The 26,139-nt window shown below is 65.3% G+C and carries 29 protein-coding genes; 12 read left to right on the forward strand and 17 right to left on the reverse strand.

Annotated features, from left to right (window positions below; genetic code table 11):
- Window positions 1-9: 9 nt before the first annotated feature.
- Window positions 10-978: a magnesium/cobalt transporter CorA gene (corA, locus tag ACSC1R_RS13120; protein WP_439026182.1), complete on the reverse strand. Its 969-nt coding sequence runs from the start codon at window positions 976-978 to the stop codon at window positions 10-12.
- A complete protein-coding gene (locus tag ACSC1R_RS13125; protein WP_439026183.1) occupies window positions 975-1,145 on the reverse strand; it encodes a hypothetical protein in 171 nt (56 codons plus the stop codon). The genes corA and ACSC1R_RS13125 overlap by 4 nt, the downstream gene beginning before the upstream one ends.
- A 90-nt stretch (window positions 1,146-1,235) precedes the next feature.
- Between ACSC1R_RS13125 and ACSC1R_RS13130 the strand changes: the two genes are divergently transcribed.
- Window positions 1,236-1,658, forward strand: a complete 423-nt coding sequence (locus ACSC1R_RS13130; protein ID WP_439026184.1) for a DUF3054 domain-containing protein — start codon at window positions 1,236-1,238, stop codon at window positions 1,656-1,658.
- Window positions 1,659-1,682: 24 nt separating this feature from the next.
- Here ACSC1R_RS13130 and ACSC1R_RS13135 read toward each other — a convergent pair whose 3' ends face one another.
- Window positions 1,683-2,861: an MFS transporter gene (locus tag ACSC1R_RS13135; protein ID WP_439028720.1), complete on the reverse strand. Its 1,179-nt coding sequence runs from the start codon at window positions 2,859-2,861 to the stop codon at window positions 1,683-1,685.
- 290 nt (window positions 2,862-3,151) lie between these two features.
- Here ACSC1R_RS13135 and ACSC1R_RS13140 point away from each other — a divergent pair, with 290 nt between their 5' ends.
- Both ACSC1R_RS13140 and ACSC1R_RS13145 read left to right on the forward strand, forming a co-directional pair.
- Window positions 3,152-3,385 (forward strand): hypothetical protein, encoded by a 234-nt coding sequence (locus ACSC1R_RS13140; protein WP_439026185.1) that lies wholly within the window; start codon window positions 3,152-3,154, stop codon window positions 3,383-3,385.
- Between the two features lie 51 nt (window positions 3,386-3,436).
- The gene (locus ACSC1R_RS13145) at window positions 3,437-4,435 is read left to right on the forward strand and encodes an ornithine cyclodeaminase family protein (RefSeq protein ID WP_439026186.1); all 999 of its coding nucleotides are present in this window, start codon (window positions 3,437-3,439) and stop codon (window positions 4,433-4,435) included.
- A 29-nt stretch (window positions 4,436-4,464) separates the two neighbouring features.
- On the opposite strand, the gene ACSC1R_RS13150 is transcribed toward ACSC1R_RS13145, so the two are convergent.
- Complete coding sequence (locus tag ACSC1R_RS13150; protein ID WP_439026187.1) at window positions 4,465-5,118, reverse strand: helix-turn-helix domain-containing protein; 654 nt, start codon at window positions 5,116-5,118, stop codon at window positions 4,465-4,467.
- An 85-nt stretch (window positions 5,119-5,203) separates the two neighbouring features.
- Between ACSC1R_RS13150 and ACSC1R_RS13155 the strand changes: the two genes are divergently transcribed.
- Complete coding sequence (locus ACSC1R_RS13155) at window positions 5,204-5,629, forward strand: hypothetical protein (RefSeq protein ID WP_439026188.1); 426 nt, start codon at window positions 5,204-5,206, stop codon at window positions 5,627-5,629.
- Window positions 5,630-5,697: 68 nt separating this feature from the next.
- Window positions 5,698-6,291, forward strand: coding sequence for a nucleotidyltransferase domain-containing protein (locus ACSC1R_RS13160; protein WP_439026189.1), 594 nt, complete (start codon window positions 5,698-5,700; stop codon window positions 6,289-6,291).
- Between the two features lie 24 nt (window positions 6,292-6,315).
- On the opposite strand, the gene ACSC1R_RS13165 is transcribed toward ACSC1R_RS13160, so the two are convergent.
- The 6 genes from ACSC1R_RS13165 to ACSC1R_RS13190 form a co-directional block, all read right to left on the reverse strand.
- Window positions 6,316-7,020, reverse strand: a complete 705-nt coding sequence (locus ACSC1R_RS13165) for an SDR family oxidoreductase (RefSeq protein WP_439026190.1) — start codon at window positions 7,018-7,020, stop codon at window positions 6,316-6,318.
- A gap of 86 nt (window positions 7,021-7,106) precedes the next feature.
- Window positions 7,107-7,448, reverse strand: coding sequence for a hypothetical protein (locus ACSC1R_RS13170; RefSeq protein WP_439026191.1), 342 nt, complete (start codon window positions 7,446-7,448; stop codon window positions 7,107-7,109).
- 52 nt (window positions 7,449-7,500) lie between these two features.
- Window positions 7,501-8,511, reverse strand: a complete 1,011-nt coding sequence (locus ACSC1R_RS13175; protein WP_439026192.1) for a presenilin family intramembrane aspartyl protease PSH — start codon at window positions 8,509-8,511, stop codon at window positions 7,501-7,503.
- A 67-nt stretch (window positions 8,512-8,578) separates the two neighbouring features.
- Window positions 8,579-8,800, reverse strand: coding sequence for an H/ACA ribonucleoprotein complex subunit GAR1 (locus tag ACSC1R_RS13180; RefSeq protein WP_439026193.1), 222 nt, complete (start codon window positions 8,798-8,800; stop codon window positions 8,579-8,581).
- Window positions 8,797-9,078 carry a signal recognition particle subunit SRP19 gene (srp19, locus tag ACSC1R_RS13185; protein WP_439026194.1) on the reverse strand — a complete coding sequence of 94 codons (282 nt, stop codon included), beginning with the start codon at window positions 9,076-9,078 and terminating at the stop codon, window positions 8,797-8,799. Before srp19 ends, ACSC1R_RS13180 begins: the two co-directional genes overlap by 4 nt.
- Window positions 9,079-9,149: 71 nt before the next feature.
- A complete protein-coding gene (locus ACSC1R_RS13190) occupies window positions 9,150-10,319 on the reverse strand; it encodes a PGF-CTERM-anchored ABC transporter substrate-binding protein (protein WP_439026195.1) in 1,170 nt (389 codons plus the stop codon).
- 72 nt (window positions 10,320-10,391) lie between these two features.
- On the opposite strand from ACSC1R_RS13190, the gene btuC reads away from it, so the two are divergent.
- Genes btuC through ACSC1R_RS13210 form a run of 4 tightly spaced genes read left to right on the forward strand, consistent with a single transcriptional unit; the run spans window position 10,392 to window position 14,525 of the window.
- On the forward strand, window positions 10,392-11,453 hold the full coding sequence (btuC, locus tag ACSC1R_RS13195; RefSeq protein ID WP_439026196.1) for a vitamin B12 ABC transporter permease BtuC: 1,062 nt from the start codon (window positions 10,392-10,394) through the stop codon (window positions 11,451-11,453).
- Window positions 11,450-12,700, forward strand: coding sequence for an ATP-binding cassette domain-containing protein (locus ACSC1R_RS13200; protein ID WP_439026197.1), 1,251 nt, complete (start codon window positions 11,450-11,452; stop codon window positions 12,698-12,700). The genes btuC and ACSC1R_RS13200 overlap by 4 nt, the downstream gene beginning before the upstream one ends.
- Before the next feature lie 26 nt (window positions 12,701-12,726).
- Window positions 12,727-13,623, forward strand: coding sequence for a hypothetical protein (locus tag ACSC1R_RS13205; protein WP_439026198.1), 897 nt, complete (start codon window positions 12,727-12,729; stop codon window positions 13,621-13,623).
- A 44-nt stretch (window positions 13,624-13,667) separates the two neighbouring features.
- Window positions 13,668-14,525, forward strand: a complete 858-nt coding sequence (locus ACSC1R_RS13210; protein WP_439026199.1) for a hypothetical protein — start codon at window positions 13,668-13,670, stop codon at window positions 14,523-14,525.
- Window positions 14,526-14,845: 320 nt separating this feature from the next.
- On the opposite strand, the gene ACSC1R_RS13215 is transcribed toward ACSC1R_RS13210, so the two are convergent.
- The 4 genes from ACSC1R_RS13215 to ACSC1R_RS13230 form a co-directional block, all read right to left on the reverse strand.
- Window positions 14,846-15,883: a tyrosine-type recombinase/integrase gene (locus ACSC1R_RS13215; protein WP_439026200.1), complete on the reverse strand. Its 1,038-nt coding sequence runs from the start codon at window positions 15,881-15,883 to the stop codon at window positions 14,846-14,848.
- The gene (locus ACSC1R_RS13220) at window positions 15,876-16,286 is read right to left on the reverse strand and encodes a DUF5805 domain-containing protein (RefSeq protein WP_439026201.1); all 411 of its coding nucleotides are present in this window, start codon (window positions 16,284-16,286) and stop codon (window positions 15,876-15,878) included. Before ACSC1R_RS13220 ends, ACSC1R_RS13215 begins: the two co-directional genes overlap by 8 nt.
- A gap of 1,141 nt (window positions 16,287-17,427) precedes the next feature.
- Window positions 17,428-18,333 (reverse strand): hypothetical protein, encoded by a 906-nt coding sequence (locus tag ACSC1R_RS13225; RefSeq protein WP_439026202.1) that lies wholly within the window; start codon window positions 18,331-18,333, stop codon window positions 17,428-17,430.
- Window positions 18,334-18,373: 40 nt separating this feature from the next.
- Window positions 18,374-20,155: an AAA family ATPase gene (locus ACSC1R_RS13230; protein ID WP_439026203.1), complete on the reverse strand. Its 1,782-nt coding sequence runs from the start codon at window positions 20,153-20,155 to the stop codon at window positions 18,374-18,376.
- A gap of 305 nt (window positions 20,156-20,460) precedes the next feature.
- Here ACSC1R_RS13230 and ACSC1R_RS13235 point away from each other — a divergent pair, with 305 nt between their 5' ends.
- Both ACSC1R_RS13235 and ACSC1R_RS13240 read left to right on the forward strand, forming a co-directional pair.
- Window positions 20,461-21,294, forward strand: a complete 834-nt coding sequence (locus ACSC1R_RS13235; RefSeq protein WP_439026204.1) for an MBL fold metallo-hydrolase — start codon at window positions 20,461-20,463, stop codon at window positions 21,292-21,294.
- Between the two features lie 224 nt (window positions 21,295-21,518).
- Window positions 21,519-23,162 (forward strand): rhomboid family intramembrane serine protease, encoded by a 1,644-nt coding sequence (locus tag ACSC1R_RS13240; protein ID WP_439028721.1) that lies wholly within the window; start codon window positions 21,519-21,521, stop codon window positions 23,160-23,162.
- Here ACSC1R_RS13240 and ACSC1R_RS13245 read toward each other — a convergent pair.
- A complete protein-coding gene (locus ACSC1R_RS13245) occupies window positions 23,143-23,781 on the reverse strand; it encodes an METTL5 family protein (RefSeq protein ID WP_439026205.1) in 639 nt (212 codons plus the stop codon). The genes ACSC1R_RS13240 and ACSC1R_RS13245 overlap by 20 nt on opposite strands.
- A 9-nt stretch (window positions 23,782-23,790) precedes the next feature.
- Window positions 23,791-24,192 (reverse strand): hypothetical protein, encoded by a 402-nt coding sequence (locus ACSC1R_RS13250; protein ID WP_439026206.1) that lies wholly within the window; start codon window positions 24,190-24,192, stop codon window positions 23,791-23,793.
- 152 nt (window positions 24,193-24,344) lie between these two features.
- Between ACSC1R_RS13250 and ACSC1R_RS13255 the strand changes: the two genes are divergently transcribed.
- A complete protein-coding gene (locus tag ACSC1R_RS13255; protein ID WP_439026207.1) occupies window positions 24,345-24,893 on the forward strand; it encodes a zf-TFIIB domain-containing protein in 549 nt (182 codons plus the stop codon).
- Window positions 24,894-25,056: 163 nt separating this feature from the next.
- Here the strand turns inward: ACSC1R_RS13255 and ACSC1R_RS13260 are convergent, their stop codons facing one another.
- Window positions 25,057-26,082, reverse strand: a complete 1,026-nt coding sequence (locus tag ACSC1R_RS13260; protein ID WP_439026208.1) for a hypothetical protein — start codon at window positions 26,080-26,082, stop codon at window positions 25,057-25,059.
- Window positions 26,083-26,139: the final 57 nt, after the last annotated feature.

Below are 26,139 nucleotides of genomic sequence, written 5' to 3' on the forward strand. Positions count from 1 at the left end.
CAACACGGCCTACAGCCAGCTCTCCTCACGGAAGTACAGTATCATGATGGCCGCGATGCCAGCCATCCCGAGCATGACTGCGTGATAGGCGTACTCCCACGCGAGTTCGGGCATCACCGAGAAGTTCATGCCGTAGACCCCGACGACGAACGTCAACGGGAGGATGATGGTCGCGACGACGGTCAGCGTCTTCATCACCTCGTTCATGTTCATCGAGATGGAGTTGAGGTAGATGTCCCGCGCTCCCGTGACCAGGTCGCGGTAGGTCTCGATGAGTTCGACGAGTTGCACCAGCTGGTCGTACACGTCGCGGAAGTACTTCTCGTGGCGTTCCTCGATGAGGTCGTCCTCACCCCTCGCCAGGATAGCGACGGCGTCCCTGCTCGGCCAGAGCACGCGCCGAATCGAGAGCAGTTCGCGCCGGAGGCTGTTGAGGTCCTCCAGCGTCCCGATACCGGTCGCGCCCACGACCTCCTCCTCGACGGCTTCGATGTCGTCTTCGACCTCGTCGATGAGGTCGAAGTAGTCGTTCGTGACGTTGTCGAGGATGCGGTAGGCGGTGAAGTCCGGCCCTCGTGAGAGGATGCGCTGGTCCTCGCGCGTGACCGCGTTCCACACCTTGCCGACCGCGCGAAGGGTCGAGAACGAGAGCGTGACGAGCCAGTCTTTCCCGATGAATATCCCGACCGTCTCTGATTTGACCTCCTCTTCGAACGTGGTGTCGCCCGACCGGAGGACCGCGGTCTTCACCAGCGTGAACACGTGGTCGGGGAACACCTCGGTCTTCGGCCGGACGTCGTTGCGAACGTCGTCGAGTTCGAGTTCGTGGATACCGAAAGTGTTTGCGACCTCCTGCATCTCCTCCGGTGTGGCGTCGCTGACGCGAATCCACGTCGTCCCGTTCGCCTCCTTGGCCGCCGCGAGGTCCTCGTGGTCGTTCACCCCGTTACTGTCGAAGACGTGTGACTGGATGGTCACCGGCCCTCACCTCGCCCGAAGTCGGTACCGACAGCGACCAGCGTCAGGCCAATCATCACGCCGGTCACGGAGAACGCCCGGCCGGGGTAGGGCTCGAGGACGCCGATGCCGTACCCCACGAGTCCGAGCAGTGTGAGTGCGGCTCCGGCCGCGAACGTCCGGTCCATGGTCGGCAGTGTCGTGCCGACGACAAAAGCATTGCCTGCCAGGCAGCGAAAACCGGGAGAGCGATGGTCCTCCAGTCCGGAGCGTCGGGCATGAGCACAGCCCAGCGTCTGTTCGGCCTCGACGCCCGGTCACCGTCGGCAGTGTGGAAGCTCGCGGGGGCGGACCTCGTTGTCCTCGTCGCCCTCATCACGATGGGCGAACTCCGCCACGGCGTGAACCCGATTTCGGCACCGCTCGCGGTCGCAGAGACGATGGTCCCGTTCCTCGTCGGCTGGTTCCTCGTCGCGACCCTCGTCGGGGCGTACGGAGACCGCGCCTTCGCGGGTGGCATCGACTCCGCGCGTCTCGCCGCCGGTGCCTGGATCGGCGGTGCGAACATCGGCCTCATGCTCCGTGCGTCGCCGTACTTCTCGGGGAACTCGCCGTGGACGTTCATGCTCGTGATGACCGGCCTCGGCTGTCTGGCGATGGCGGTCGCGCGGCCGCTCGCCGTGGAGTATCTCGTCGACTGAACCGATTTCTCGCCTCGATTCCCGTCAGCGCCGACTCAACACGAGACTGGCCAGACCGCCGAACAGCCCGATGCCCGCCAGCGCGAGGAACAGCGTTCCGGTGTCGGCGTAGGTGAGCAGTGCCCCCGCGAGCACCCCACCCAGTGCGCCCACCCCGAACACGCCGAGGTAGGTGTAACCATACGAGAGTCCACGCGTGCCCGCGGGCGTGTGCTCGGCGACGGCGGCCTGGTACAGTGGCTGGACCAGGAACAGGAAGAAACCGAGGACGGCGCAGAGCCCGAGGAAGGCGTAGATGCCGAGTTCGGCGACCGGGAGGAAGACGAGCGCGATGACCGCCAGCATCGGGAAGGCGACCCGCAGCACCTTCGCGGGAGCCATCCGGTCGGTCAGCCGCCCGCCGACGTACTGGCCGGCGATGCCGACCATCAACAGTCCAGCGTAGACGTACCGGGCTGGTTCGAGTTCCTGCCCGGCGAGTTCGATGGGGTCGAACGAGGGGAACCCACCCAGAATCTCCGGCAGGAACGTCAGGACGCCGCGGTAGTACAGCCCGGAGGACATGACGATGGCGAAGATGACGAGGAACCCGCCCGCGAACAGCGCCTTGCTCCCGGTCACGAACTCCGAGAACGAGGAGACGCTGTCGGTCTTCGAGTCGCCGCCGTCGGCCACCGCGGCCCGTTCGTCGACCTCGATGCGGGTCGCGACGGTCGCGGCGAGCAAGGCGGGGACCGCAAGCGCCAGTGCGACCTGCCGCCAGTCGAGGACGAGCAGGAGCGTCGCGGTCAGGAGCGGCCCGAGCGCGATGCCGAGGTTCCCGGCCATCCCGTGGTAGGCGAACGCAGAGCCACGGGCTTCGGTCCCACGGCTGATGAGCGACAGCCCCGACGGGTGGTAGACGCTGGCGGCCGCGCCCCAGAGCAACAGCGCCAGCGCGACGACGAGGATGCTCGGTGCGACCGACAGGAGTGCGAACGCGCCGCTCATCCCCACGAGACAGCCGACGATGAGCCGTTTCGACCCGACCACGTCCGCGAGGATGCCACCGGGGAGCGCGCCGACACCGAACAGACCATAGCCGACCGCGGTGACGAGGCCGAGGGTCGCCTCGGTCGCCCCGAAGCTCTCTGGGGCGAGCCAGACGCTCACGAAGATGGGGATGGAGAGTTCGTACGTGTGGACCATCCCGTGCCCGACCATCACGAGGGCGACGATGGCGCGGTCGTTTCGATTCACGGACGTGTGGTGGAGAGTCGGTCGGTAAAACGCATCGGTTCCGGCAGTGACCGAAAGGAGAAAACATATATTGGGTGTCCTGCACCAGAGGTGAATCTCACAAAATCGCAAGACAGCGTAGGGTTATCTGACGAGTAACAGGCTCATAAGTTATAGAAAACCTATGCAGCAATTACGAATCAGCCACAGGTGAAATATCTGGCTCCTATCGGCGAAAGCTTTATATCCTTATTCCCCATATTTTCTAATACGTTATGACTGGGTATTACGACATCGTCCTAGGGCTGATTCCACTCTCCCTCCTCGGAGGCACCGGCGCGCTCACCACACTCACGAACCTGCAGGTAGAGGCTGCAGTACCCATCGCGGCGCTCACCGCCGCACTGCTCATCGGACACGCGATGTTCGTCCGCGGACCGGTCGACCACGTCGCCCCGTCGACCGAGAGCACGAACACGCCCTCTGCGCCCGCACCGAACGCCGACTGACCAACGTACCCAGCACAGCCCTTTTAGTCGCTGGCTATCGATTTTCCGTCCATGACGAACGCGCTGTTCCTGACCAGTGACGACGTCGCCGGACTGGCTGAGCCCGCAGAATACGTCGACGCCGTCCGTGACGCCTACCGCCAGCGAGGCGAGGGTGCGCCCGCCAGACCACGGACGACACTCCGCAACGACGACCCGCCGGGGATGCTGTTCAGCTACTCCGCGGTCCTTCCGGAGACCGGCGCGATGGGCGGGTACATGTACTCCGCCGGCTTCGGGGCGGTCGACGCGTGGTTCATGACGCCGCTGTTCGACGCCGAGTCGGGGGAACCGCTCGCGCTCATCGACGGCGCGAGCATGAACCCGTTCAAGACCGGTGCCGCGGGCGGGGTCGCAGTGGACGCGCTCGCACGCGACGACGCCTCGAAGCTCGCCGTCATCGGCACCGGCGCGCAGGCTCGCGGCCAGCTCAAGGCGACGATGACGGTTCGTGACTTCGAGACGGTGAACGTCTTCTCCCCGACGAAGGAGAACCGGGAGTCGTTCGCCGCCGAGATGAACGAACGCTACGAGGCCTCCGTCGCCGCCGTCGCCTCGTCCGCCGCCGCCGTCGAGGACGCGGACGTGGTCGTCACCGCGACGACCGCCTCCGAACCCGTCTTCGACGGCGACATCCTCGACCCCGGGACGCACGTCACCGCGATGGGACAGTACCATCCCCAGAAACGCGAACTCGACCATACGACCATCGAGCGAGCGAGGTACGTCCCGGACCTGCGCGAGCGCGTCACCCAGGACGCCGGGTCGTTCATCAGCGCCATGGAGGCGGGCGTGGTCGGCGAAGACCACATCTACGCGGAACTTGGCGAGGTCGTCGCCGGAGCGGTCCCCGGCAGAGAGAGCGAAGACGACATCACGGTGTTCGATTCCGGCGGCACCGGCATCGAGACGACCGCTGCGGCGTACATGTTGTACGAGATGGCCGTCGAGCAGGGCCTCGGCCAGGAGATAACACTCTCGCCAGCCAGCGAAGCCCTGACCGGCGAGTGAGCCAGTCCGTCGAGCGAGACAGCGCCAGTTCAGGCGTCGACGAGGGCTCCGAGGATGTTGCACTCGATTCGCTGGAGGTGTTCGCTGACGGTCCCCGGGGCAAGGCCGAGTTCGGAAGCGAGTTCACGATGAGTCGTTTGCCGCGGGACCTCGTAGTAGCCGGCCGCGACGGCGGCGTCGAGGACGTCCCGCTGTCGGTCGGTCAGGACCGACGCTGGTGTCGGGCCAGCCCCCCTGTACCGCCCCGTTCGTTCGAGCGTAACCCCGATAGCTGCCGGGATGTCGGCGACGGCCCGTGAAATCGCGTCCTCCGTTCCCAGGAACGTCACCCGCGCACCGGGGCCGCCGTTCTCGGTGACGAAGGTGACTGGCCACTCGAGGACGACCGCGTGAGTGAATAGCAGTTCCAGGAGTTCGTCCACGAGCGGTGACGACTCGTAGTGGACGTACGCGATACCGGCGTCCGAGACCTCGAACTCGACCACCACCGGCGTCGTCCCGAGCAGGGTACGTGCCCGGTCGAGGTCGCCCCGTAGCTGTATCAACTCGGCGTAGCCGCCGTTCTGAACTGGATTGATGTAGTAGAGCGCGTCGACGGCGACGTCGGTGGCGGACGCGACGGCGTCGTAGAGTGGGTGGAGGCCGGAGTCTCCCCAGGTGAGCGTCACGGTCGTGCTTCGCATCGCCGGAGAATCGTCCGGGCAGGATAAATACACCTCGCATACTCGGGGTGATTCTCACCGCCGTGCGGCTCCAACGTCGTCGTGTATGTCAGACGGTTCACATCGGAGACTCGCACTGCTGTTGCTCGTGGTCACGGGGTTGCTCATCTCACTCGCGCCGTGGGGGCCCATCGAGACGCGGTCGTTCGCACACCTCTCGCCCGCAGTCTACTGGGGGTTCAACGGCTTCCTCGTGGCGCTGGGAATGGCGAGTTTCGCGACGGCAGCCGCCCTCTGGCGGGGACGGTCTGGCGCGGTCCCGGCAGCCATCGGGGTCGCCGCCTGCTACATCGTGGTCTACCTGCTGGACCTGTTCGCGGTCTTTCCGACCTCGCCGGATCCGATGCCGCCGCTGTTGTTCACCGTCGAACTCGTGGATACCGCCCTCGCTGCGATACTGGTGGGCTACGCCGCCGTCGTCCGGCGAAAGACGTCGGAGCTGTCCGGTTCCGCTCCTGGCCGCGTGCACTGAAAGCGCCGTCGATACGGCCGTGAACAGTCGATACTTTCATATCGGATACTGTACACCTGACGAACGACATGTCCCGCGAAACCACGTGGAACGACGTGTACGCGGTCGCAGACCGCTTTCGCTCGTTCGACCAGCCGTGGGCCATCGCGGGCGGGTGGGCGCTCGATTGCTTCCTCGGCGAGCAGAGCCGTCCCCACGGGGACGTAGAGGTCGCGGTCTTCCGCGAGGACCAGCACGCCCTGCGCGAGCACCTCGCCGACTGGACCTTCGAAGTGGCGAGACCGGGCGAAGACCGGCTGGAACCGTGGAGTGACGGAGAGACACTCGACCTCCCGTCTCACGAACTTCACGCCCGCAACGACGCCTTCGAACTGCCCCAGCTGGAATGTTTGCTCACCGAGCACGACGGGGAGCAGTGGGTTTTCCGGCGGGATTCACGGGTGACTCGCGACCGCGAGAAGGTCGTTCGCGTCTCGGACACCGGCATCCCGTTTCTGGCACCAGAGATCGTCCTCTGTTACAAACTGCCTGTCTTCGGCGAGCACGACGAGGCCGACTTCGACCGCGTCCTGCCCCACCTCGCACCAGAGCCACGCGGATGGCTCAGGGAGACGATTCTGACGGTCGACCCGGACCACCACTGGGTGCGGGCATTCGAGTGAGTCCGGTTCGCCGGGGCGACTGGCTCAGACGCCGTCGGTCAGCCCGCCGTCGACGCGGACGTTCTGGCCCGTGACGTAACTGGCGGCGTCCGAGGCCAGAAACCCGACCACGTTGGCTATCTCTGCTGTCTTCGCAGACCGACTCATCGGAATCTCCGCGCGGGTCTGGTCGTCTATCTCGTAGCTGTCGGTGTACCCCGGCAGGACGCTGTTCATCCGGATGCTCGCGCTCGCGTAGCGGTCGGCGTAGAGTTTGGTGAACCCGCCGAGACCGGCCCGCAGCACCGACGAGACGGGGAAGTCGAGCGACGGCTCGAACGCCGAGAACGTGGAGACGTTCACGATGCTGCCGCCGCCCTGTCGTTCGAACACGGGTGTGACGAGGCGAGCCATCCGGACCACGTTTAGCAACACGAGGTCGAGGCCGTCGTGCCAGTCCTCGTCCGAGATGTCGAGCAGGTCCCCCGTCGCGGGGTGCCCGGTGTTGTTCACGACCACGTCGATGCGGCCGTAGCGGTCCGTCGCGGCCTCGACGAGGGCTTCGAGGTCGGCCGGGTCCGTCACCGACCCCTCGAAGCCGACGCCGCCGAGGTCGTCGGCCACGTCACGGGCAGCGCCCGACTTCGAGAGCAGTACCGGGGTGTAGCCGTCATCTGCGAGCCTGCGGGCGCATGCCGCGCCGATGCCTCGCCCTGCCGCGGCCACGATCGCGACCCTGGGTTCGTCCATGGTCGATGGTCGCGTGTCTGCACGATGGGGGTTTCGCTCTCGGAAATGCGCTCGGCTGGCCGCCACTCCGTCGAAGTGTAGTCGGTCTACGACTGCGCGTCGTGTCGCCTGGACGAATTCTCCTCCCGGACGAGCACCGCACACCACGCGAGCAGGACGACCGCCGGCAGGACGAACAGCCCGACGGTGAACTGCCAGGAGCCGAGCGCGAGCAGGACGAAGACGCTCGCGAGGACGAGCCGGAACCGCTCCCGAAACGCGCCGAACACGCCGAGCCACCCCGCCCCCGCGAGGAGTGCGAACAGGACGAGCCGCGAGAGCCGGTAGCCCGACTTCGGCAGAAAGACCATGAGTGCGACCGTGAGACCGAAGACGGCGGCCACTGCCGCCGCCCGGACGGCCGTCAGTTGCGAATCCAACTCGGACACAGGGAACCGTAGTACAGGACGCCAAAAAGGGGTACCCCTGACCGGGAGGTGACTACAATCCGAGCGCCGCCATCAGCGGCACGCCGGCCGCGAGCGCGCCGACGAGGTAGCCACCGATTGCGCCGCCGTTCAGCAGGGGGAGCCCCGCGTGGGCCTTGCCCTTCATCACCATCCAGAGGAGGACGAGCAGACCGGCGATGGTACCGATCATCGCGGTGAGTGCGGGCAGGTTCAGGAGGATAGGGTCCGTGACGAGTGGGGCGACGGTGTCCGTTGCACCGCTGTGGAAGTAGGCCGCGCTGGCGACGATGATGGTCGGCATGACGGCGTCGCCGAGGCCGATGAAGAAGGCGTCACGGTCGAGGGCGCCTTCGGGTTCGTCCGCGTCGCCAGCGGCCGGTTCGGCCTCGACCGTCCCGTTTCCGTCTGCTGCCACCGTGTCGCCATCGGTGCTGTCGCCCTCATCGTCACTCCCGGCGGACAGTTCGAGGAACGAGAACGAGAGCGTGGTCGGGATGACGAGGATGACTGGCACCTTCATATCCATGACGCCCTCGGCGAGAGTGAGCATGTGCTCGGTACCGTACACCGAGATGGCGTCGTAGACCGCGAGAATGGTGAGCAGGACGATGGCAGGGAACAACCCGAAGCTGATGCCGAACAGGCCGGCCGCGGCCGACCCCATCACGACGCCAGCGGTGTCGATGACGTACCACTCGGGATAGACGAGCAGCCCGAGCGCGACGACGCCACCGGCTGCCAGGGCGACGGTCGTTGGCATGAGCGTCTCGAAGACGTAGAACGAGAGCATGCCGCTGGTGAGGATGATGAACCCGCGGATGAGCCACTGGAGGTCGAACTTGAACGCGGCCAGCATCCCGGCGGTCGCGACGAGGATGGCGCCGATGTAGACGAGACTGTTCGTCGCGTCCTGTGGGTTCTCGACGACCTGTCGGCCGCCCTCTTTGAACGGCTCCACGAGCGAGAGCGCGCCGAGTTGCACCAGCACGAAGATGGTGACTGCGAGGCCGACGGCCCCGAAAATCCGATAGCGGTCGTTCATGCGCGAGGGTTCTAACCCGTGCTATTTCGGCCTTGCGTTCGCCCGACCCACCCTCGCGTTCCCCGGTCTACCGGGCGTACAGCGTCTGCCCGAGCAAGAGCGCGGGGTCGGTGTCGCCCGAGATGGCGACGTAGGGCCGCGAGACGGGACCGAACACGTCGACGACGCGCCCGACCGTGTCTAGCGACTCGTCGATGACGGTCTCACCCATGCGAGGGTGGTCCTCGTCGTCGGTTCGAGCGATGGCGAGCCCCTGTGCCGACCGGACGACCGTCCCGACGCGCTTCATTCGCGCAGGGCGTTCACGTAGGCCGCCACGGCCTGGACGATGTCGTTCTTCGAGTCGTCCGTCGGGTTCTTCACGAGGACGCGACCGCGTCCCTGGTAGCCTTCGCGCGGATACGCGACGTCGCGTTCGATTCGGGCGTCGTACCCGACCTGCTGGACGGCCTTCGCGATCTCGTCGACGGTCGGTTCGGAGACGGCGAGGTCCTCGGGGACGCGCCGACCACCGGACCGGGAGAGTTCCGCGTCGAGGTACGCGGGCCAGATGACGTTCTCGACCATGTGCGGTCGGACGAGGTCACCCGGTATCGGCCTTTCGGACTCTCCGCGTCGAATCTGAGAAAAAGCGGGGGTCAGTCGCGCCGGGCGAGTGCGCCGAGCACGGCCAGTGCGGCGACGGCACCGACGGCGGTGAAGCCGGGCGACCCGGCATCGTCGCTGTCCGCACCAGTGGCGTCATCCTCGTCAGTGGCGGTCGCCGTCTGGTCCGTCATCGCCGTCGTATCACCGGCAGAGGCCGTCGTGGCCGTCGTGGCGGTCCCTGTGGTTGTGCCTGCCTCGCCACGGATGCTCGCGTTCGCCTCGGCGTAGGCGTCAGGGTACCAGGTCTTCGAGAGCTGGCGCATCACGAAGAAACTCCGCGGTGCGGGCTGGCTCACCTGGTTCTCGTCCATCACGATGGTCTGTCCCTGCTGGACCGCCAGCGTGTTCTGGTAGGCCTCGGAGTCGGGGATGCGAGGCTCGGGCTGGCCACTGTTGAGCAGCAGCCACTCGACGCTCATGTTGGCGACGACCTCGGGGTTGAGTCGGGCGTAGCCCGCGGCCGTGTACTCAAGGTCGGCCTCGGCCGCGAGGTTGGTCGCACCCGCGGTGGTCATGAGGTCGGAGATGTACGTGTTCGGGCCGGGCGTCGTGCCGTAGAAGACGTACAGCGCCTTCTGTGGCTCCTGGCCCTCGGCGGCCTGTTCGACGACCTTGCGCTCGGTCTCCATCCAGTCGACCGTCTCGGCCGCGCCGTCACAGGCTCCGACGAGCTTGCCGGTCAGTTCGGTCTTGGCGATGACCTCGTCCAGCGAACTGGCCGACTCGTACTTGTACACCGTGATACCGGCCTGGCGGAGCTTCTCGACTTTCTCGTCGGAGACGATGCTCGAGGCGAGCACGAGGTCGGGCTGCTGGGCGATGACCTTCTCGACCGAGATGAAGGCGTAGCCCGAGCCGGAGACGTTCGCGGTCGTCTCGGCACCCTCGAGGTACTTCGCGTACTGGGTCGTCCCGACGACCCTCGCCTGTGCACCGATTTCCCACATCGTCTGGGCGGCGGCGGGGCCGGCCGTGACGACGCGTTCGGGTGCTTGTTCGACCGTGACTTCGGTTTCCGTCGCGTCGGTCGTGGTGAACGGGAACGAGCAACCTGCGGCCGTTGAATCGTTTGCTGGTGTCGCGACGGCCGGCGTCGCGACGACGCCGAACGACGAGACCACCAGGAGTGCTGCGACGAGCAGCGTCCGTGTTCCTGTCATCACATCCAACTCGCGACGTATGCAATAAGTATTTACCTAAAGCAAGTGCATTTGCGAAGTAGACCCGACACCATGGAGACGAGGACGAAGACGATCGGCTGGTCCGCCGGACTCACGGCACTGTTAGCCCTGACCACGGTCGTCTGTGCCGCCGTCGGTCCCGTCTCCATCGACTACCTCACGGTCGCGAAGGTGCTGCTGAACCAGCTCGCCCTCCCGACCGGTGTCACCCTTGCTGGCGGGCTCTCGCTCCAGACCACGCCACTGTTCCAGTTCTCGGTCCCCAAGACCGCGAGCGTCATCGTCGCGAGCGTCCGCCTCCCGCGCATCGCGCTGGCCGCCACGGTCGGCTTCTCGCTCGCGGCCGCGGGGACGGTCATGCAGGGCTTCTTCCGTAATCCGATGGCCGACCCCTCCATCGTGGGCGTCTCTTCCGGCGCGGCTGTCGGCGCGGTCAGCGCCATCGTCCTCCCGCTCTCGGTCCCCTTCGGCATCGAGGGCGCGGCCTTCGTCGGTGCCATCCTCACCGCGTTCCTCGTGTACGCCCTCGCGACCGAGCGCGGTCGGACCCCGGTCGCAACCCTCCTGTTGGCAGGCGTCGCCATCCAGACGTTCCTCGGTGCGGTCGTCTCCTTCCTGCTGGTCACCAGCGGGGAGAGCCTGCGCGAGGCCCTGTACTGGCTAATGGGCGACATCAGCGCCGCGACCTGGGGCGACGTGACCTTCGCCGGTGGCATCGGCATGGTCGGTTTTCTCCTCCTCTTGCCCTACACCAACGACATGAACGTCCTCCTGCTCGGCGAGGAGGACGCTCACCACCTCGGCATCGCGGTCGAGCGAACCAAACTGCTGTTGCTCACGCTCGCGAGCATCGTGACGGCCGCGGGAGTCGCCGTCGCCGGGGTCATCGGCTTCGTCGGCCTCGTGGTTCCACACATGCTCCGGCTCGTGGTCGGCCCGGACCACCGAATCCTGCTCCCGACGAGTGCGCTCGCCGGCGCGTCGTTCCTCGTCGCGACCGACACGGTCGCACGCTCGACCGCAGAAGTGCTCCCCGTCGGCATCGTCACCGCCGCACTGGGCGCTCCGTTCTTCCTGTTCCTGCTGAAGCGCCGGGAGGTGCACGCACTGTGATTTCGGTCGACGACCTCACCGTGTCCTACGGCGGCGCGACGGTTCTGGACGACGTGTCGCTCTCGGTCGACCCGGGAACGTTCGTCGGCCTCGTCGGGCCGAACGGCGCAGGCAAGACCACGCTCCTGCGGGCGATGAGCGCGGCACTCACGCCCGAATCCGGGTCGGTCGACGTGTGTGGCGAATCCATCCACGGCCTCTCGGCCCGGGCGGCGAGCAGACGAGTCGCGGTCGTCCCACAGGACACGACCGTTTCGTTCTCGTTCCCAGTGCGCGACCTCGTCGCGATGGGGCGCACCCCGCATCGCTCGCGGTTCACGACCGCCACGCACGAAGACCACCGGGCCGTCGACGAGGCCATCGACCGCGTCGGCATCACCGACCTCGCGGACCGTCCAGTCGACGAGCTGAGTGGGGGCGAACGCCAGAAGGTGACCATCGCGCGGGCGCTCGCGCAAGAGACGCCCGTCCTCTTGCTCGACGAACCGACTGCCAGTCTGGACGTGAACCATCAGGTCGAGACGCTCGAACTCGTCCGAGAACTCGTCTTGGACGGGAAGACCGCCGTCGCCGCCATCCACGACCTGTCGCTGGCGGCGAGGTACTGCGACGAACTCGCCCTGCTGTCGGGCGGTGACATCGTCGCTGCAGGCGCGCCCGATACGGTCCTCACGCGCCCGCGCTTGCGAGCGAGCTTCGACGCCGAGACCGTCCTCACGCGCAATCCCGTCACCGAGAGCGTGACCGTCACCCCGCTCGCCAGGCCCGTCGAGACGCTCGAGTGTTCGGTCCACGTGGTCGGGAACGGTTCGGTGGCGGCCCGGACACTGGAGCGCCTCGCGAACGCTGACGCCACCGTTTCGGTCGGTCCCGCCCCGCCGGGCGACGCACTGGTGGAGACGGCTCGCCTGCTCGGGGTCGACTCGCTGCTCGCGGACCCGTACGCTGCGCTCGACGAGACGACCGTCGCCTCGCTCCGCGAAGCCGTCGCGACAGCCGACGTCGTCGTCCTCGCCGAACCACACCTCTCAGCCGGCAACAGGGGGGTCATCGATGCCGTCGCGGACGCCGAATCCGTGGTCGTCGTCGAAGACGGGCCGTGGCGGTCCAGAGTCGCCAGTGAGTTACATTCGAGGTACGCGAGCGTTCGAGACCGCGCGACCGTACTCGACGCCGAAACCGTGACCGGTGCCATCCAGGCAGCCCTCGGGAGCTCCGGGACGATGGCAGATTCCTATCAAGACTGATTACGCACGCCCGAGAAGTGAAAGCGATGCGCCCACTCTCCGCCGCCACCCTCACCCTCGTCGTCCTCCTCGCCGGCTGTGGTGGTCTCGCCGACGTCGAACAGACGCGTGAACCGTTCGCCGTCGACGGGACCGATTACCCCACAGAGACAGCCGGTACGCCGACCGGGGCGGGGCCCGACCTCGGCTTCGACCCCGACCCGACTGCGAACGAACTCGGGGACGTGAACGATATGGTCAGCGCCCAGCAGCGAGTCTTGCGCGACACCAGCTACCGGGTCGAGTACCTGCTGGAGGCGACCCACGCGAACGGGACCACCCTCGTTCGCCAGCACAGCCAGGGCGCGTTCACGGCGAACGAATCGCACTATTTCGTCGACGTTCGAACCGGTGGAACGACCATCCGCGAGCCGAGGCACATGACAATCTACGCGGACGGGACGAAGGCGTTCGTCCGCCGGACCACGGCGAACGGGACGAACGTCTCGATTCCAGGGACCGAAGCCGGCGGTGACCCAGTTCCACCGGCGGATATGGGCGTCTTCCGCGGGAGAGGGCAGGTGGCCTCGTTCCTCTTCCAGGGCTTCGACGGGATGAACGTCACGAACGTCACCGAACTCGACCGTGTGCCGCCCGGGCTGGAAGGACCGCTCTACCGCGTCGAGTCCCAGACCGTGGAGAGCCCACAACTCCTGGCTGTCGGACCGAACGCGACCGTCGAGAACGCCAGTTTCGAGGCCATCGTGGACCACCGCGGGTTCGTCTACGAGTACCACCTGACGTTCGAGACGGAGACGGACGCTGGCGAACCGGTGTTCATCGAACGGCGACTCGTCTACCGCGACCTCGGGCACACAACCCTCACGCGGCCGGACTGGGTGGACGAGTACACCGCAGACAACGTCACCACCACCACGACGTAGCCGCCAGCACAACCTTGATGCACGTCCCTTGCTAACCCGAGACAATGCGAGTCCGTCAGGTCACCGCCCTCGCGCTCCTCGTGGCGCTGGCTGGCTGTGGCGGCCTCGCGGACGACGGGACCACGCGAGCACCGTTCTCTGTCGAGCAAACTACCGAGCTGACGGCGACACAGTCGGAGACTCGCGCACCCGTGGTGTTCGACCCGGACCCGGGACGCGACGAGGTCGGGAACGTGGGTGTGTTGCTCGACACCCACGAGCGCGCCCTCGACGGGGTGGGGTATCGCGTCACCGCGGTCTACCGCGAGACGTCCTGGAACGGGACGGTGCTTCGCGAACTGGTCCGCGACGGGTCCTACCCCGCGAATCGGTCACGGTACCGGTACTACGAGCGAGCCGCGGGCACGAGGGTCGGGCCGACCCAGGAGACGCAGTTGTTCGCCGACGGCCACACCGTCTACAGCCGCCGGACCATCGGTGACCAGACCGACGTGACCATGCTCCGTGATTCCGACGGGACCCCGTTCTCACCGACCGACCTGGGTCTCTTCCGGGGCCAGCAGACCGACGTCCTCGCGGTCGCGTTCGAAGCGGTCGCCATCGACCGGGTGGACCGACTCGGGCACGCACCCCGCGGTGTCGACGACCCGCTGTTCCGGCTTCGCGGAGACACGGTCAGAGACCGGGCCCAGCTCAGCATCGATGCGGACGCCTCCATCCGCGACGCCAGCCTCGACGTCATCGTGGACTCGGAAGGGCTGGTTCGCGAGTTCACGTTCAAGTACATCACGACCCGGGATGGGCAGACGGTCACCGTCGTGCATCAACTCGTCTACCGTGACGTGGGGAGGACGAGCATCGAGCGACCGGCGTGGACCCAGAACGCGACGGATTCAGAGTGACTGGTGTGGTCCGGAACGCCCCGACGAGAAATGATTCCGGGGTCGCTTCGACGCTGGTGCTGTCTTCTCTCGCGCAGTGATTGTCTGACCCGCTTCAGGTGTTGGCCTGCGCCAGGCTGACGAATACCCAGAGGCGCTCAGCGAAGCGCTTCGGCCCCGTCTGGCCGCAGCTGGCGACTGTGACAACGAAATGTTGGTCAGCGAGCTTCACCGCGAGGGACTAATTCTGTATAGCGAGATTTGGTTTACGGGACTGCTGTCGAACACCATCTCGTCGCGAGATTCGATGAAGCAGAATCGAGTGTATCCGAAAAACCGACTCAGAGCAGGGAGTAGACGTTCGCCTCGTACACTTCGCGGACCCGGTCGCCCCAGTTGTGGGTGTACGTGTCGATGATGTCGCTCGCCACGTCGCCACGGAGGTACTTGACGATACCACGGTCGCCGGTCCGGTCCCGCAGATGCGTGGTGAAGAAGTGCCGGAAGTAGTGCGGCGTCACGTTCTCGGCGGCCCCACCCCCTGTTCGGTACCAGCCGTGCTCCCTGGCGTGGGTCTCGACGATGTGGCGGACTCCCTGGGGGGTGATTCGTTCGCCCCAGTCGCTCGACGTCGAGCAAAACAGCGGCTCTGCGGGTGAAACCGCGTCGGGCCGGATCGCCAGCCAGGCCACGAGCACTCGCTTCAGTTCGGCGTCGACCGGAACGACGGTCGAGCGCTTTCGCTTGTTGGCCGCAGTCCGTTCCTCGCCGTGGTACTCCTCGCCATGAGCCGGTTCCGCCGGCACGTAGATGGAGTCCGGGCGGCCCTCCAGCTGGACGCGACCACCGAGGTCGTACTCGGTCTCGAGTTCCGGAACCGCCAGCGAGAGGTCTCGCAGGTCCAGATTGCAGAGTTCGCCGACACGCATCCCGGTCTTCAGGAGGCTCACGACGAGTGCTCGCTCCAGGGGATGCCCGATGTCGGCGACGAAGCCCCGCATCTGGTCGACCGTGAGTTCGCGTCTCGTCGGGTCCTTGTCGATGGATTCGTTCATCTCCTCGACCACCAGGGCCATGGGATTCGCGTCGAACTCGCCGACCTGAGTCATGTAGGCGTAGAACCGGTGGACGTAGGAGGCGTAGGAGGCGACCGTGCTGGGGGCGTGCTCGCCCCTGAGGGAGTGAACCCACGCCATGCACTGTCGTCTATCTGCCTCGGCCGGCGTCATCGACCCGCCACCGGGGCCGGCGTCCGGGTCGGCCAGGAACGTCTCGAACCGCTGCAAGACCCGTTCGTAGGCCTCCTGCGTCCGTTTCGCCTTTCCGTGGTAGGTCTGGTCTTCGAGGAAGTACGCGACGGAGTCGGTCATCTCAGGCATCCCCGGTCGGGACGTAGCCGCCGTCTCGACCGCTGTACCTGACACGCCCGTCGGCCTGGAGGTCCTGGAGTGCGCTGTCGAGGCGGTCCTCGATGTCGTCGCTCACCGCGGCCAGCAGTTCGTCCCAGGTACAGGGCCCCTCAGCACCGTGGAGGATGTCGACGACCCGCTCGCCGAGGTCGCCGCCTTCCGAGTCACCCGATACCGGGTCGGCCCCCCCACCGGACGACTCGCTATCGGGTGAGTCGGGCAGGTCGAACTTGCGTCGGCCCGCCTGGACCATCGCCCGGACGAACTCGCTCTGGCTCATGTCCAGTTCGTCGGCGTGGTCGGCCCACTCGGCTTTCTGGTAGCTCGGCACGTAGGTCTTCACCACCGACCGGCTCGTGTCCTGTTTGCTCATCGACACCACCCAGTAGACCATGATATATCATGCCCAACCCCCCACGTCTGGAAGGGTATCTTCCCCGGTCGAACCCCAGGGGTTGCGTGCTTCGATTGGGGTTGTAGACACACCCCCATTTGCAGCAACATTTGCCGCCTGTTGGTTGGGCTGGTCGGTGGTGCGTTCGGGTGGGCATGCGACCGACTCCGGGGGTCACCGGATTGGCTCGCTCGACGCCGTAGCTGGCCCGCCGCGAGAGCAGAGCGAGGCCGGTCCGAAACGATGTCTGTATTCTGGTAGCTTCTCGACATGCAGCTCTGGACAGACCGACTCACCACCGGCACTTCAATGTGTCCCATATTTCGGGATAAGGGCTCTTATCTTCTCGAGTGGGTCTGTAAATACGGCGGTGAAACGAGCATATCTAGAATTATAGCACTATGTTTTGGCCCCGATAGTACCACAAAGCATGATACAATTCAGGCAATGTGTTGTGTCGTGAGCGACGGATTCTGTGGCAGGCACAGTGAACTGGGGGTTGCTCGTGAGGCCACACACCACCAGAATATGTTTGTGGACTGGCAAAATTGCCCCCGGAACTCGCGTCGATGAGGGTCCTCCGGGGGCGGTTTCGATGGGTTCCTCGCGCAACCCGGCTGCCCCAGATCGCCGGGGTTCCTGACCCCCTCGGAGGGTGGATCGACGACTTCTGGTCCTCGGTCAGTAGACTCGTCCTGCTGGGCAAGATTCTGGTGTGTCTGGGCCCGGTGGGCAACCCTGCAATCGACCAGCCGAGTTTGTTGTCAATCTGAGCCATGAGCGAGTCTTGGGACGCCAAGAGGTGTGGAGCAGACTCGTGTGACAATAAACCGACGGCACAGAGGGGGGCCAGACGGGCCGAGTTCGACGTTGAATAGTCCAGCGATACTCCCGGGACGCTGTTTCTCTCGCCCAGCACCGTGTCGAGAGCCTGTTTTCCATCTCGCTTTGGGTTTTCCACTGTCTCACGAAGAAACCGCACAGCGGCCATCTGAGCGGTTTCTGTTACTCCGGGGGTGTTTCAGCGACAGACGAACTCGTCGGAGCACGGACTCGTGAATTCTATGTCGCTATACAGAATGTGGCCACTCGGAGCGAAGAAAGCAGCACCGAAACCCGGTCAGTTCACGGCCAGCGCCGTATCGAGTTCGACCGCATCGAACAGTTCCTTGACGGCTTCGGATTCTGGTGTCGCCTCGGCTTCGTTCTCCATCAGCACGGTCTCACTGGGGAACAGCCGCGTCCCGAGTTCCAGCCCGTGGTCGCGGGCGGTCGACCCGGTCATCGTCAGGTAGACGCCAGCGCCCACGTCGGCGATGGCCGCCTCCTCCTCTCTGCCCTCCTCGGGGTAGGTGAACTCCACGTCCGCGATGGCGTCGGTCCCGAGGACGGCCTCGACCAGGCGCTCGTACCGCGGCGAGATGCACAGGTCACCCTCGTACCGGTCGATGAACTCCCGGGTCGGGTTCCCACCGCCGAAGTCGTCGAGTGTGTCCGGTGTCGCCATCAGCGTGTGATACACGGTATCGCCGAGACCCGTGACGACCCGAACGTCCGTGTCGTGTGGGTCGATACGGGCGTTGATGTCGTCGATAGAGCCCAGCGGTTCCGGGCGAAGACCGACGACCTCCTCCAGGACGAGGTCGGCACTGTCGAAGCCGAGCGCGAACGAATGGGTCCGCAGCGCCCTGAACGGCTCCTCGCGGCCGACGAGCTGGACGTCGTAGCCGTCGGCCTCGATGGTGACGCTGTCGAAGACGACGCGCCGGGGCATCCCCTCGCGGTCGTCCCGGAGCAAGGTGAACTCGGGGCGATGGTGGTCCGACAGGTCGCTGTATTCCGCGAGGCGTTCGTAGACGCTTCGGGCGTCGGATTTCTTGCCCTTCGTGATCGCCTTCTCGTAGCGCAGGGTGGAGATGATCTCGTCGGCCACCTCCGTCACGCCCACGCGGTTCGCGATGCGTTCGAGGACGGCCTCGAGGGGCCGCCCCTTGCGTGGCACCGCGACAGCTATCGTGTCGGCCATTTAGCGGACGAACGGTCCGCCGGCTAAAAACAGATTCGTTTCAGGAGAACATCTCGCCGAGCTGGTCGCGCCAGTCCTGGATGGCGGTGACCTCCTCCTCGAGGGATTCGAGGTCCGATTCGAGCGTGTCCACGTCTTCCCGAAGGATATCGATGTCTTCACGGGTCGAGTCGACCGCCTCGCTGTTGTCCTCGGTGACTTCGCGGACCGACTGGATGTCCTCGTCGAGTCGTTCGGTGCTGGACTCGAACTCCTCACGGAAGTCGTCGACCTGACTGTCGAGTGCGTGCAGGTCCTCGTCCACGCAGTCCAGACGCTCGTCGAGTGCAGTCACGTCGGACTCGACGGCGCCGATGGACTCTTCGACCGCGGCGAGGTCAGAGGTGACGGTTTCGAGTTCCGTCCCGTTGGACTCGACGGTCTGCTGGACGTCACTGACCTCGTCACGAAGCGCCGCCACCTCTGTCTTGTAGTCGTCGAGCAGTTGCTGGGCCGTCCCCTCGTCGTCGAGGAAGGCTTCCAGCGCGCCAGTGTACGCGGAGAGTTCTTCCACGCGCGACTGGAGGTGTTCGACCTTCGCGACGTCGGTCCCGGCGGGTTCGAGGTCGAGCTCTGTCCGGAGTGCTTCGCGGTCGGCGTCCGACACAGAGTCCTCCCGGAGTTCTGTCAGTAGTGCACTGACGACGCTCTCGACTGGGACCTGCGTCTTCTCGTCGTCGACCACGTCAGAGTCGGACTCGTCGTCGAGTTCGGAATCCGCGTCGGACTCGTCGTCGTCAGCTTCAGACGCGACGGCTGCCGGGTCGGCGTCTTCGGACTCGACGTCGTCGTCTTCGGCACCCGCTTCGGCGTCGTCGTCTTCGGCACCCGCTTCGGCGTCGTCGTCTTGTCCTGCCGGTACGTCGCTGTCTTCGGATTCTACGTCTTCGTCCAGTTCTGCTGGTTCTGCGTCCGCTTCGAGGTCGTCCTCGGCGGGTTCGTCTACGGCGTCGAGGTCCAGTTCGACGTCTGCTTCGGCGTCCGCTTCCTCCACGGCTGTGTCGGCTTCGGCGTCGAGAACCAGGTCCTCGTCGGAGACGTCGTCGTCGCCATCGTCGTCGACGTCGAGTTCGATAGCCGGTCCATCGCGCTCGTCGTCCGCCTCGTCTGTCTCGTCTTCCTCGCCGTACACCTCTTCCTCGGCCGCTTCGAGGTCGAGTTCGATGCCGAGGCCGTCGTCCTCCTCGGTCTCGGCTTCGAGTTCGTCCTCCTCGTCGAAGCCGAGGTCGATGTCGACCGAGCCGCCGTCTCCGCTGGCCGCTTCGGCGTCGGCGGTCTCTCCCTCGTCGTCTCCGAGTCCGGGAATCCCGGCGTCTCCCGAGAGCATGTCCTTGACGACCTGGTTCGAATCGTCGGAGACGATCTCGTCGATGGTCTCGTCCTGCTCGGGGGTGGCCTCGACAGCCCCGGCGTCCTCGCTGTCGACGTCCCACACGCTGGGCTCGGTCAGGAATTTCGGCACCTCGCTTTGGTCGTCGATGCGGATACCGTAGACGGTGACGAGCTCTTCGCCGGGTTCGAGCGTCCGGTGGAACTCGACGTGGTGGTCCTGGAACGCGGTCCAGTTGTCTGATTCGTAGTCCGGGTGAAAGCCCACGCCGTCCATGGGGAACTCTTCGGGGATGTCTTCGTGGAGTCGGATCGTCACTGCCTCGTCACGGTTCGACGTGATGCTGAACCGAATCGCAGGGACGGGGAACTCGTCGGCAGCGAACGATTTCTCTACTGAGATTCCGTCCGCGGCGACTTCGATTGTGGCGTTCGGATCGACCTCGCTACTCATACCGCCACGTATCCGCACCATGACTATAAAGGAAACGGGCGAGGCACCATTGCTCATCGCCATCTATCCGCCGTCGTGTTGGCCAATTAACTTATATCCGGGTCCGGCGTTGCTACAGTTGCAGCCAACTGGCTGCCAGTCGTTGCCCACTTCGGCGGACTGCCAGTTCCGCCACCTTTCCCTTTCACCAGAGCACACGCTCCGTCCAGTCGGTGAGACACTGCCTATCCTCGTCGAGACACGTCGACGGCGAAAATCCGACCGGCAAGACAACGCTTACGGCGGTACCTCTCGCATCCTCGTCCATGACACGCAGCGACTGGAGCGACTGGCTTCCCCGCGCCGTGGAGTCGGCCGCCCCCGACGGCATCGCCATCTGGTACCTCGGTTGCAACGGGTTCGTCCTGAAAGCGAGCGACGGGACGACCGTCTACATCGACCCCTACGTCGGGTTGGGCGACCCACCCCGGACCGTCCGCATGATTCCGATTCCGTTCGAGCCGACCGACGTGGAGGAGGCCGACGCCGTCTTCGCCACCCACGAGCACACCGACCACGTTCACGGGCCGAGCCAGGCACCCATCCTCGAAGGGACGGCTGCAGACTTCTACGCCCCCGACGACAGCCTCACGGTCGCTTTCGACGACGAGGACTGGCAGGCGGAGTACGACATCGCGGACGAGCAGTTCCACGAGGTCGAAGAGGGAGACACCGTCGAGGTCGGCGGCTTCACCGTCCACGTCGAACCCGCGTACGACCCGGACGCGACCCACCCCGTCAGTTACGTGTTCGAACACGAGGGGAGCACCGTCATCCACGGGGGCGACACCAAACCCAGTGACGAGTTCGCCCGGCTCGGAGAGGCGTACGACCTCGACCTCGGCATCCTCGCCTTCGGGACGGTCGGGAACATCCCGGACAAGGAGACCGGCGAACCGAAACGGACTCGCTGGTACAACGACGAGAACCAGATCATCGAGGCCGCGAGCGACCTCCAGCTCGACCGGCTCCTCCCCAGCCACTGGGACATGTGGAAGGGGATGACGAGCGACCCGAAAGTTCTGCACCACCACGCCAGGAGCTTCGCGTACCCAGCGAACCTCGAAATCGTGGAGATCGGCGACCGCGTGGACGTGTAGAACCGGTTCCTGTTTCTTCGAACGCGTCTGTTCTCGGCTCCCGGACGATGGCCGGTGGGCCGTAATCGCGTCGTGCGTCTCTGGTCCGTGAGGACGAGAAGGTCACATGCGCTGGTGGTGGTGGTGACCGACACCGCCGCGCACAGCGATGAGTCTCGATTCACGTCTCCGTGGCTACCCACCCGGCACGAAACCATATGTACGACGGGGCCTTCCCGCCGCACATGGACCTGCTGTCGCTCGGTATCGCCGTCTTCGTCGTGTTGGCGCTTCTCGTCTCGCTGGGTATCGTCGTCCTGCTGGACCGGCCCGGTGGGGCCTGGGGCCAGCAACTCCGGTCCCGGTTCGTGATGGGCGTGCCGTGGGGAACCCTCGTGAGCATCGTCTTCGTGGTCGGTGTCTACCTGTTCGTCCAGGACGGGTGGAATCACTGGTACAATCCGGTCACGCTCCCCTTCCGCGCGTGGTCGTACCTTTACCCGACCGGGATGGTACTGGCCCCGTTCTCTCACGCAGACGCCGGCCACCTCACGGGGAACATGATCGGGACACTCGTGCTCGCCCCCATCGCGGAGTATGCGTACGGACACTTCCCCGAGGAGCGTGGGTCACACTCGTTCGCGGACTGGGTTTCGAACCCGTGGGTGCGCGCGCTGGTCGTCTTCCCGGGCGTGGTGTTGCTCGTCGGCCTGGGGACTTCCCTGTTCTCGCTCGGGCCGGTCATCGGTTTCTCAGGCGTCGTGTTCGCGTTCGCCGGGTTCGCACTGGTTCGCTACCCGATGACAACCGTCGTCGCCGTGCTCGGTGGGCAACGCGTCCTCTCGTTGTTGTACAACTCGTTGCAACAGCCGATCGTCACCACGACCGCACAGGCGTCCCCGCCCTCGCCGCCGTGGTGGGCCGGTATCGCCATCCAGGGCCACGCGCTCGGGCTGTTCTTCGGTATCATGCTCGGGGTGCTCGTCTTCTACCGTCGCGACGACCGACCCAGTGCGCTCCGTATCTGGCTCGCCGTCCTCTTCTTCGCGGTCGCAAAGAACCTCTGGGCCGTGTACATGTTCCTCGGGAACGAGACGTACAGACTGTTCCGGGGGCCCGGCCTGGCCATCGTCGTGGCTCTCGCCGTCGTCGTCGCCGCCGGGTTGCACGTCCGCGAGCGCGACTTCGACTCGTTCACGCCCCGGACCGGTGCCCTCCTCGTGCTTGTCGTCGTGACGGCGGTCCTGGTCGGCTCCGGAGTGCCGGTGAATCTCCTGACGGCGGACGACACGTCGGCTCCCGACGGCGCGGTCGAAGTCCGGGGGTACGAGGTCTTCTACGCCGAGGACGTGACGAACGAGATGGTGTCGGTCGTCGACATCGAGGCGTTCGGCCAGAGTACGAACGTCTCGTCGTCGGGGGTCATCGTCGTCAACGACGACCGCAACATCTGGTACCAGGCCGTCTCGAAGGGACAGCTGGCGTTCGACGGCCAGCGACGGGTCCGTCTGGGCGGTCTCGGCTGGCGCGAGACGGTGACCGCGAACAGGGATGGCTGGCGGGCCGTCGGTGGGAAAGCGAGCTACCGCGTCTTCCTGAAGCCACCCGAGGGAGACTGGCGCCTCGCGTACACCTCGGAGAACGCCACTGCGGAGCCGCGACTCGACGGCAAGAACGTCTCTATCGTCGGGACGCCCGACGGCTACGAACTGTTCGTCTGGCAGAACGACACCGAACTCGGGCGCGCGACACTCCCCGAGAACAACGCCTCCGTGACCATCGCGGGTATCGAGTTCGTCAGAGAGGAGCGAACGAACGATGCGGACAGGGTGTACGCGGTCGTCGGTGAGACGAAGGTGCGGGTCTTCGTCAGAGAGACGTATCGCTAGCCCACTCGATTCGGAACGCCTCGGCGTCTATCGGTTTCGTCGCTTCTTCGTGGAACGGGAACTGTCGGTCGAGGTCGAGTTCGACCGCGAACGCGTGGGTGACCTCGCCGCCGTGGTCCGACGCGAACGATTCGACGAACTCCATGCTCCCGGCGTTGTGAATCGAGTACGAGACGGTCGCGACCGTGCTCGCGGCTTCCAGAAACGCTCGGTCCGCGTGTTCGTTCCCGCGTTGTGCCCCGAATGGTGGATTCATCACGACCGTGACGCCGTCACCGATACACAGTGGGGGTCGTGTCGCGTCTCCGGCGACCCAGTTGATGTCCGTGCGGGCACCGACACGACGTTCGTTCTCGCGCGCGGTCGCGAGCGCGTCCCCGTCGAGGTCGACGCCGACCACGCGGTGTGCGCCCCGGAGCGCGGCCCCGAGCGCCAGCATTCCGGTCCCGGTCCCGAGGTCGACGACCGTCCGGTCGGCCACGTCGCCTTCCATATCCGCGACGTGGACGAGTGACGCGGCGACCTCTGGAGGTGTCGGATACTGTTCGAGTTCGACGCTTGGCGAATCGAAGCCAGCGACGACGCCGAGTTGCTGGGCGAGGGCCCGCCGTGTGCTCATCGATGGTACTTACCTGTCCAGACTAATGGGTCCGTCGAGTTCGAAGGTGACACCCTCGCGGCGGGCCCGTTCGGCACACGCCGAGAGCGCCGGTCGGACCTTCTCGGGGTTCTCGACGACCGTACACTCGACGGTGACGGTGCCGGCCCCGATGAACGACGCCGCCCGGACGAAGTCGCGCACGCGGTTTGCCTCTCGCTGGGTCGCGAGCGAGCAGTCCTCGTCGAATCGAACGCGAACGTCGATGGTGGACGGGACGTATCCCTCGACGGTCAACTCGTGTTTGAGGTCGCGCAGGTACTCGGGGGCGGTCGATTCGAGCGCCTGTGCGTCGAGCCGAACCGGCTGGACGTCCTCGGGTCGACAGTGCTCGATGGTTCGTTCGACGTTGGGTGACGGGGTCGCACTCATCCTACATCTGCATACATAGTAGACATACAAAAAGGTTTGCGTATGTTCTGTAGTTATATCTTCTGTGGTGGCACTGGAACAGATTAGGATACACCACCGTCGACCGTGAGAGAATGGAACACGCTTATTATTCCGTATAAAGAGTAGCCTGTATGAAAGAGTGCCCGCGGTGTGGGTCGTCGTTAAGTCACTACGCGCTGAGCGACGTCGAAGCGTACGGCTGCGACAGCTGTGGGTGGGTCGGAATCGACGTCGAACACCGGTCTGAACCGGTCCGCATCGAGTCCTGGCAGGACGCCATCAGACGGTTCCACCAGCAGTTCACAGACAGCGAACTCGACGAACACGCGGCGAATCTCAGTCGCGTGGAGGCAGAACGGCGCGCAGCCATCGGCGCGGAGGAACCGGCGGACGAATCCCACGTCGAGGGTACAGACGAACCGGAGTCGACCGACGAGCCAGAGACGGTGACCGACGAAGCCGGAGACGACGCCCCGGCTGACGAACCCGGGGCCGAAGCCGAGAACGTCGAAACCGAGAACGTCGAAGCCGATGCTGCATCGGCAGTCGCGGATGCCGACGAAGACGACGACGCCGAAGCGGCCGACGCCGAAGTGACCGACCCAGACACGGGCGACTCCGACCCCGACGCCGCCGACACGCAGGAGACGGCACGACCCGCGAACTCACAGGCCGAATAAATCCGAAACCACGGCACACCCGGGTTCTCTCTCGTCCGGTTACACTGTCAGTAACGTGGCTGTTCGAAAATAGCGACTCCGAGCCGTTGGCACGCCCCGCGTGATGTTTCGAGGACTCTATCCGGCGGTCGGCTGTAAAAAACGTGGGTCGGGTCTCGTGGAGTTACTCGTCTGCGGCCGGCGCTTCGGCTTCCTGTGCGGGCTCGTCGACGTCTTCGTCGGACCGTGCGGCGACGAGGGAACCACGGGCGACCGAGTACAGCGGCTCGCTCGCGTGCTGGACCCCACTGATGGAGAACGGGATGTTCGCGTCCTCGAGGTGGTCGCGGAACAGTTCCTCGAACCCGCTGGGGCTGGAGGTCCCGCCCGTGACGACGACCGGCACGTCGAGGCCTTCCTCGACGTCTTCCTCGTCGACCTCGCGGACGACGTTCTCGATGACGTAGTCGAGCAGGTTCTCGTAGTAGATGCTGAGTGCACCTTCGACGCCACCGACGTCGGTGGTGAAGTCGAGTTCGAAGTCGTTCTCCTTGATGGAGGTGACCTTGTCGACCGGCGTGCCCGTCGCCTGGGCGGCCTGCTCGTCGATCCAGTCGCCACCGCGCGCGACGGAGAACTTCATGACCGGCACCGCGTAGTACGCCAGACAGACGTTCGTCATGCCGGCACCGAAGGAGATACCGAGTCCGGTGAAGTTGTTGTCCGCGAGTTCGGAGTAGATGACCGCCATCCCCTCGTTGATGGGTTCGGCGTCGTAGCCCATGTTCGAGAGGAAGGACTCGATGGTCTTCTGGTGGTACAGTGTGCTGAGACTCGAGTCGCTCGGGTCTGCCGGCACGGAGAAGTACAGCTTCTCGTCCGGGTAGTTCGGCTCGCCGACGACCTGTTCGATGATGAGCTTCATCATCGGGATGGCGGACTTCTCCTGGCTGGAGAGGATGCCGTGTTTCATCGGCCGCCGCGTGTTCTTGTTGAAGATGTTCGCGAAGTTCAGCGCGTCGTCACCGACGACGTACACCTTGTCGTCCTTTCGGATGTGCAGGACTTCCGAGCGCGACAGCATCTGCTCGGCCATATCCGAGTACTCGATTTCGACGAAAGAGTTGCGCTGCTGTACGAACACCGTGTCGTTCCCATCCTGCTGGGCAGACAAGATGTTCATCGTGCCAACGTCAAGGCCTTTAGCCATAATTGCCAATTCCAACCCACCGAAGTATAAAACTATGTGAAATTATTTCATCAGTTT

The organism is Haloarchaeobius ordinarius (genome assembly GCF_051801355.1).
Classification (GTDB): domain Archaea; phylum Halobacteriota; class Halobacteria; order Halobacteriales; family Natrialbaceae; genus Haloarchaeobius.

Excerpts from the sequence above, each read along its gene's own strand:
- ACSC1R_RS13260 (WP_439026208.1), bottom strand. The coding sequence starts at position 26,082 with ATGGCTAAAGGCCTTGACGTTGGCACGATGAACATCTTGTCTGCCCAG.
- ACSC1R_RS13140 (WP_439026185.1), top strand. The coding sequence starts at position 3,152 with ATGACTGGGTATTACGACATCGTCCTAGGGCTGATTCCACTCTCCCTC.
- ACSC1R_RS13215 (WP_439026200.1), bottom strand. The coding sequence starts at position 15,883 with ATGCCTGAGATGACCGACTCCGTCGCGTACTTCCTCGAAGACCAGACC.
- ACSC1R_RS13175 (WP_439026192.1), bottom strand. The coding sequence starts at position 8,511 with ATGAACGACCGCTATCGGATTTTCGGGGCCGTCGGCCTCGCAGTCACC.
- ACSC1R_RS13165 (WP_439026190.1), bottom strand. The coding sequence starts at position 7,020 with ATGGACGAACCCAGGGTCGCGATCGTGGCCGCGGCAGGGCGAGGCATC.
- ACSC1R_RS13250 (WP_439026206.1), bottom strand. The coding sequence starts at position 24,192 with ATGAGTGCGACCCCGTCACCCAACGTCGAACGAACCATCGAGCACTGT.
- ACSC1R_RS13255 (WP_439026207.1), top strand. The coding sequence starts at position 24,345 with ATGAAAGAGTGCCCGCGGTGTGGGTCGTCGTTAAGTCACTACGCGCTG.
- ACSC1R_RS13225 (WP_439026202.1), bottom strand. The coding sequence starts at position 18,333 with ATGGCCGACACGATAGCTGTCGCGGTGCCACGCAAGGGGCGGCCCCTC.
- btuC (WP_439026196.1), top strand. The coding sequence starts at position 10,392 with ATGGAGACGAGGACGAAGACGATCGGCTGGTCCGCCGGACTCACGGCA.
- ACSC1R_RS13130 (WP_439026184.1), top strand. The coding sequence starts at position 1,236 with ATGAGCACAGCCCAGCGTCTGTTCGGCCTCGACGCCCGGTCACCGTCG.
- ACSC1R_RS13210 (WP_439026199.1), top strand. The coding sequence starts at position 13,668 with ATGCGAGTCCGTCAGGTCACCGCCCTCGCGCTCCTCGTGGCGCTGGCT.
- ACSC1R_RS13125 (WP_439026183.1), bottom strand. The coding sequence starts at position 1,145 with ATGGACCGGACGTTCGCGGCCGGAGCCGCACTCACACTGCTCGGACTC.
- ACSC1R_RS13240 (WP_439028721.1), top strand. The coding sequence starts at position 21,519 with ATGGACCTGCTGTCGCTCGGTATCGCCGTCTTCGTCGTGTTGGCGCTT.
- ACSC1R_RS13155 (WP_439026188.1), top strand. The coding sequence starts at position 5,204 with ATGTCAGACGGTTCACATCGGAGACTCGCACTGCTGTTGCTCGTGGTC.
- srp19 (WP_439026194.1), bottom strand. The coding sequence starts at position 9,078 with ATGGTCGAGAACGTCATCTGGCCCGCGTACCTCGACGCGGAACTCTCC.
- ACSC1R_RS13245 (WP_439026205.1), bottom strand. The coding sequence starts at position 23,781 with ATGAGCACACGGCGGGCCCTCGCCCAGCAACTCGGCGTCGTCGCTGGC.
- ACSC1R_RS13145 (WP_439026186.1), top strand. The coding sequence starts at position 3,437 with ATGACGAACGCGCTGTTCCTGACCAGTGACGACGTCGCCGGACTGGCT.
- ACSC1R_RS13205 (WP_439026198.1), top strand. The coding sequence starts at position 12,727 with ATGCGCCCACTCTCCGCCGCCACCCTCACCCTCGTCGTCCTCCTCGCC.
- ACSC1R_RS13160 (WP_439026189.1), top strand. The coding sequence starts at position 5,698 with ATGTCCCGCGAAACCACGTGGAACGACGTGTACGCGGTCGCAGACCGC.
- ACSC1R_RS13235 (WP_439026204.1), top strand. The coding sequence starts at position 20,461 with ATGACACGCAGCGACTGGAGCGACTGGCTTCCCCGCGCCGTGGAGTCG.
- ACSC1R_RS13135 (WP_439028720.1), bottom strand. The coding sequence starts at position 2,861 with ATGGTCGGGCACGGGATGGTCCACACGTACGAACTCTCCATCCCCATC.
- ACSC1R_RS13190 (WP_439026195.1), bottom strand. The coding sequence starts at position 10,319 with ATGACAGGAACACGGACGCTGCTCGTCGCAGCACTCCTGGTGGTCTCG.
- ACSC1R_RS13220 (WP_439026201.1), bottom strand. The coding sequence starts at position 16,286 with ATGAGCAAACAGGACACGAGCCGGTCGGTGGTGAAGACCTACGTGCCG.
- ACSC1R_RS13150 (WP_439026187.1), bottom strand. The coding sequence starts at position 5,118 with ATGCGAAGCACGACCGTGACGCTCACCTGGGGAGACTCCGGCCTCCAC.
- ACSC1R_RS13230 (WP_439026203.1), bottom strand. The coding sequence starts at position 20,155 with ATGAGTAGCGAGGTCGATCCGAACGCCACAATCGAAGTCGCCGCGGAC.
- ACSC1R_RS13180 (WP_439026193.1), bottom strand. The coding sequence starts at position 8,800 with ATGAAGCGCGTCGGGACGGTCGTCCGGTCGGCACAGGGGCTCGCCATC.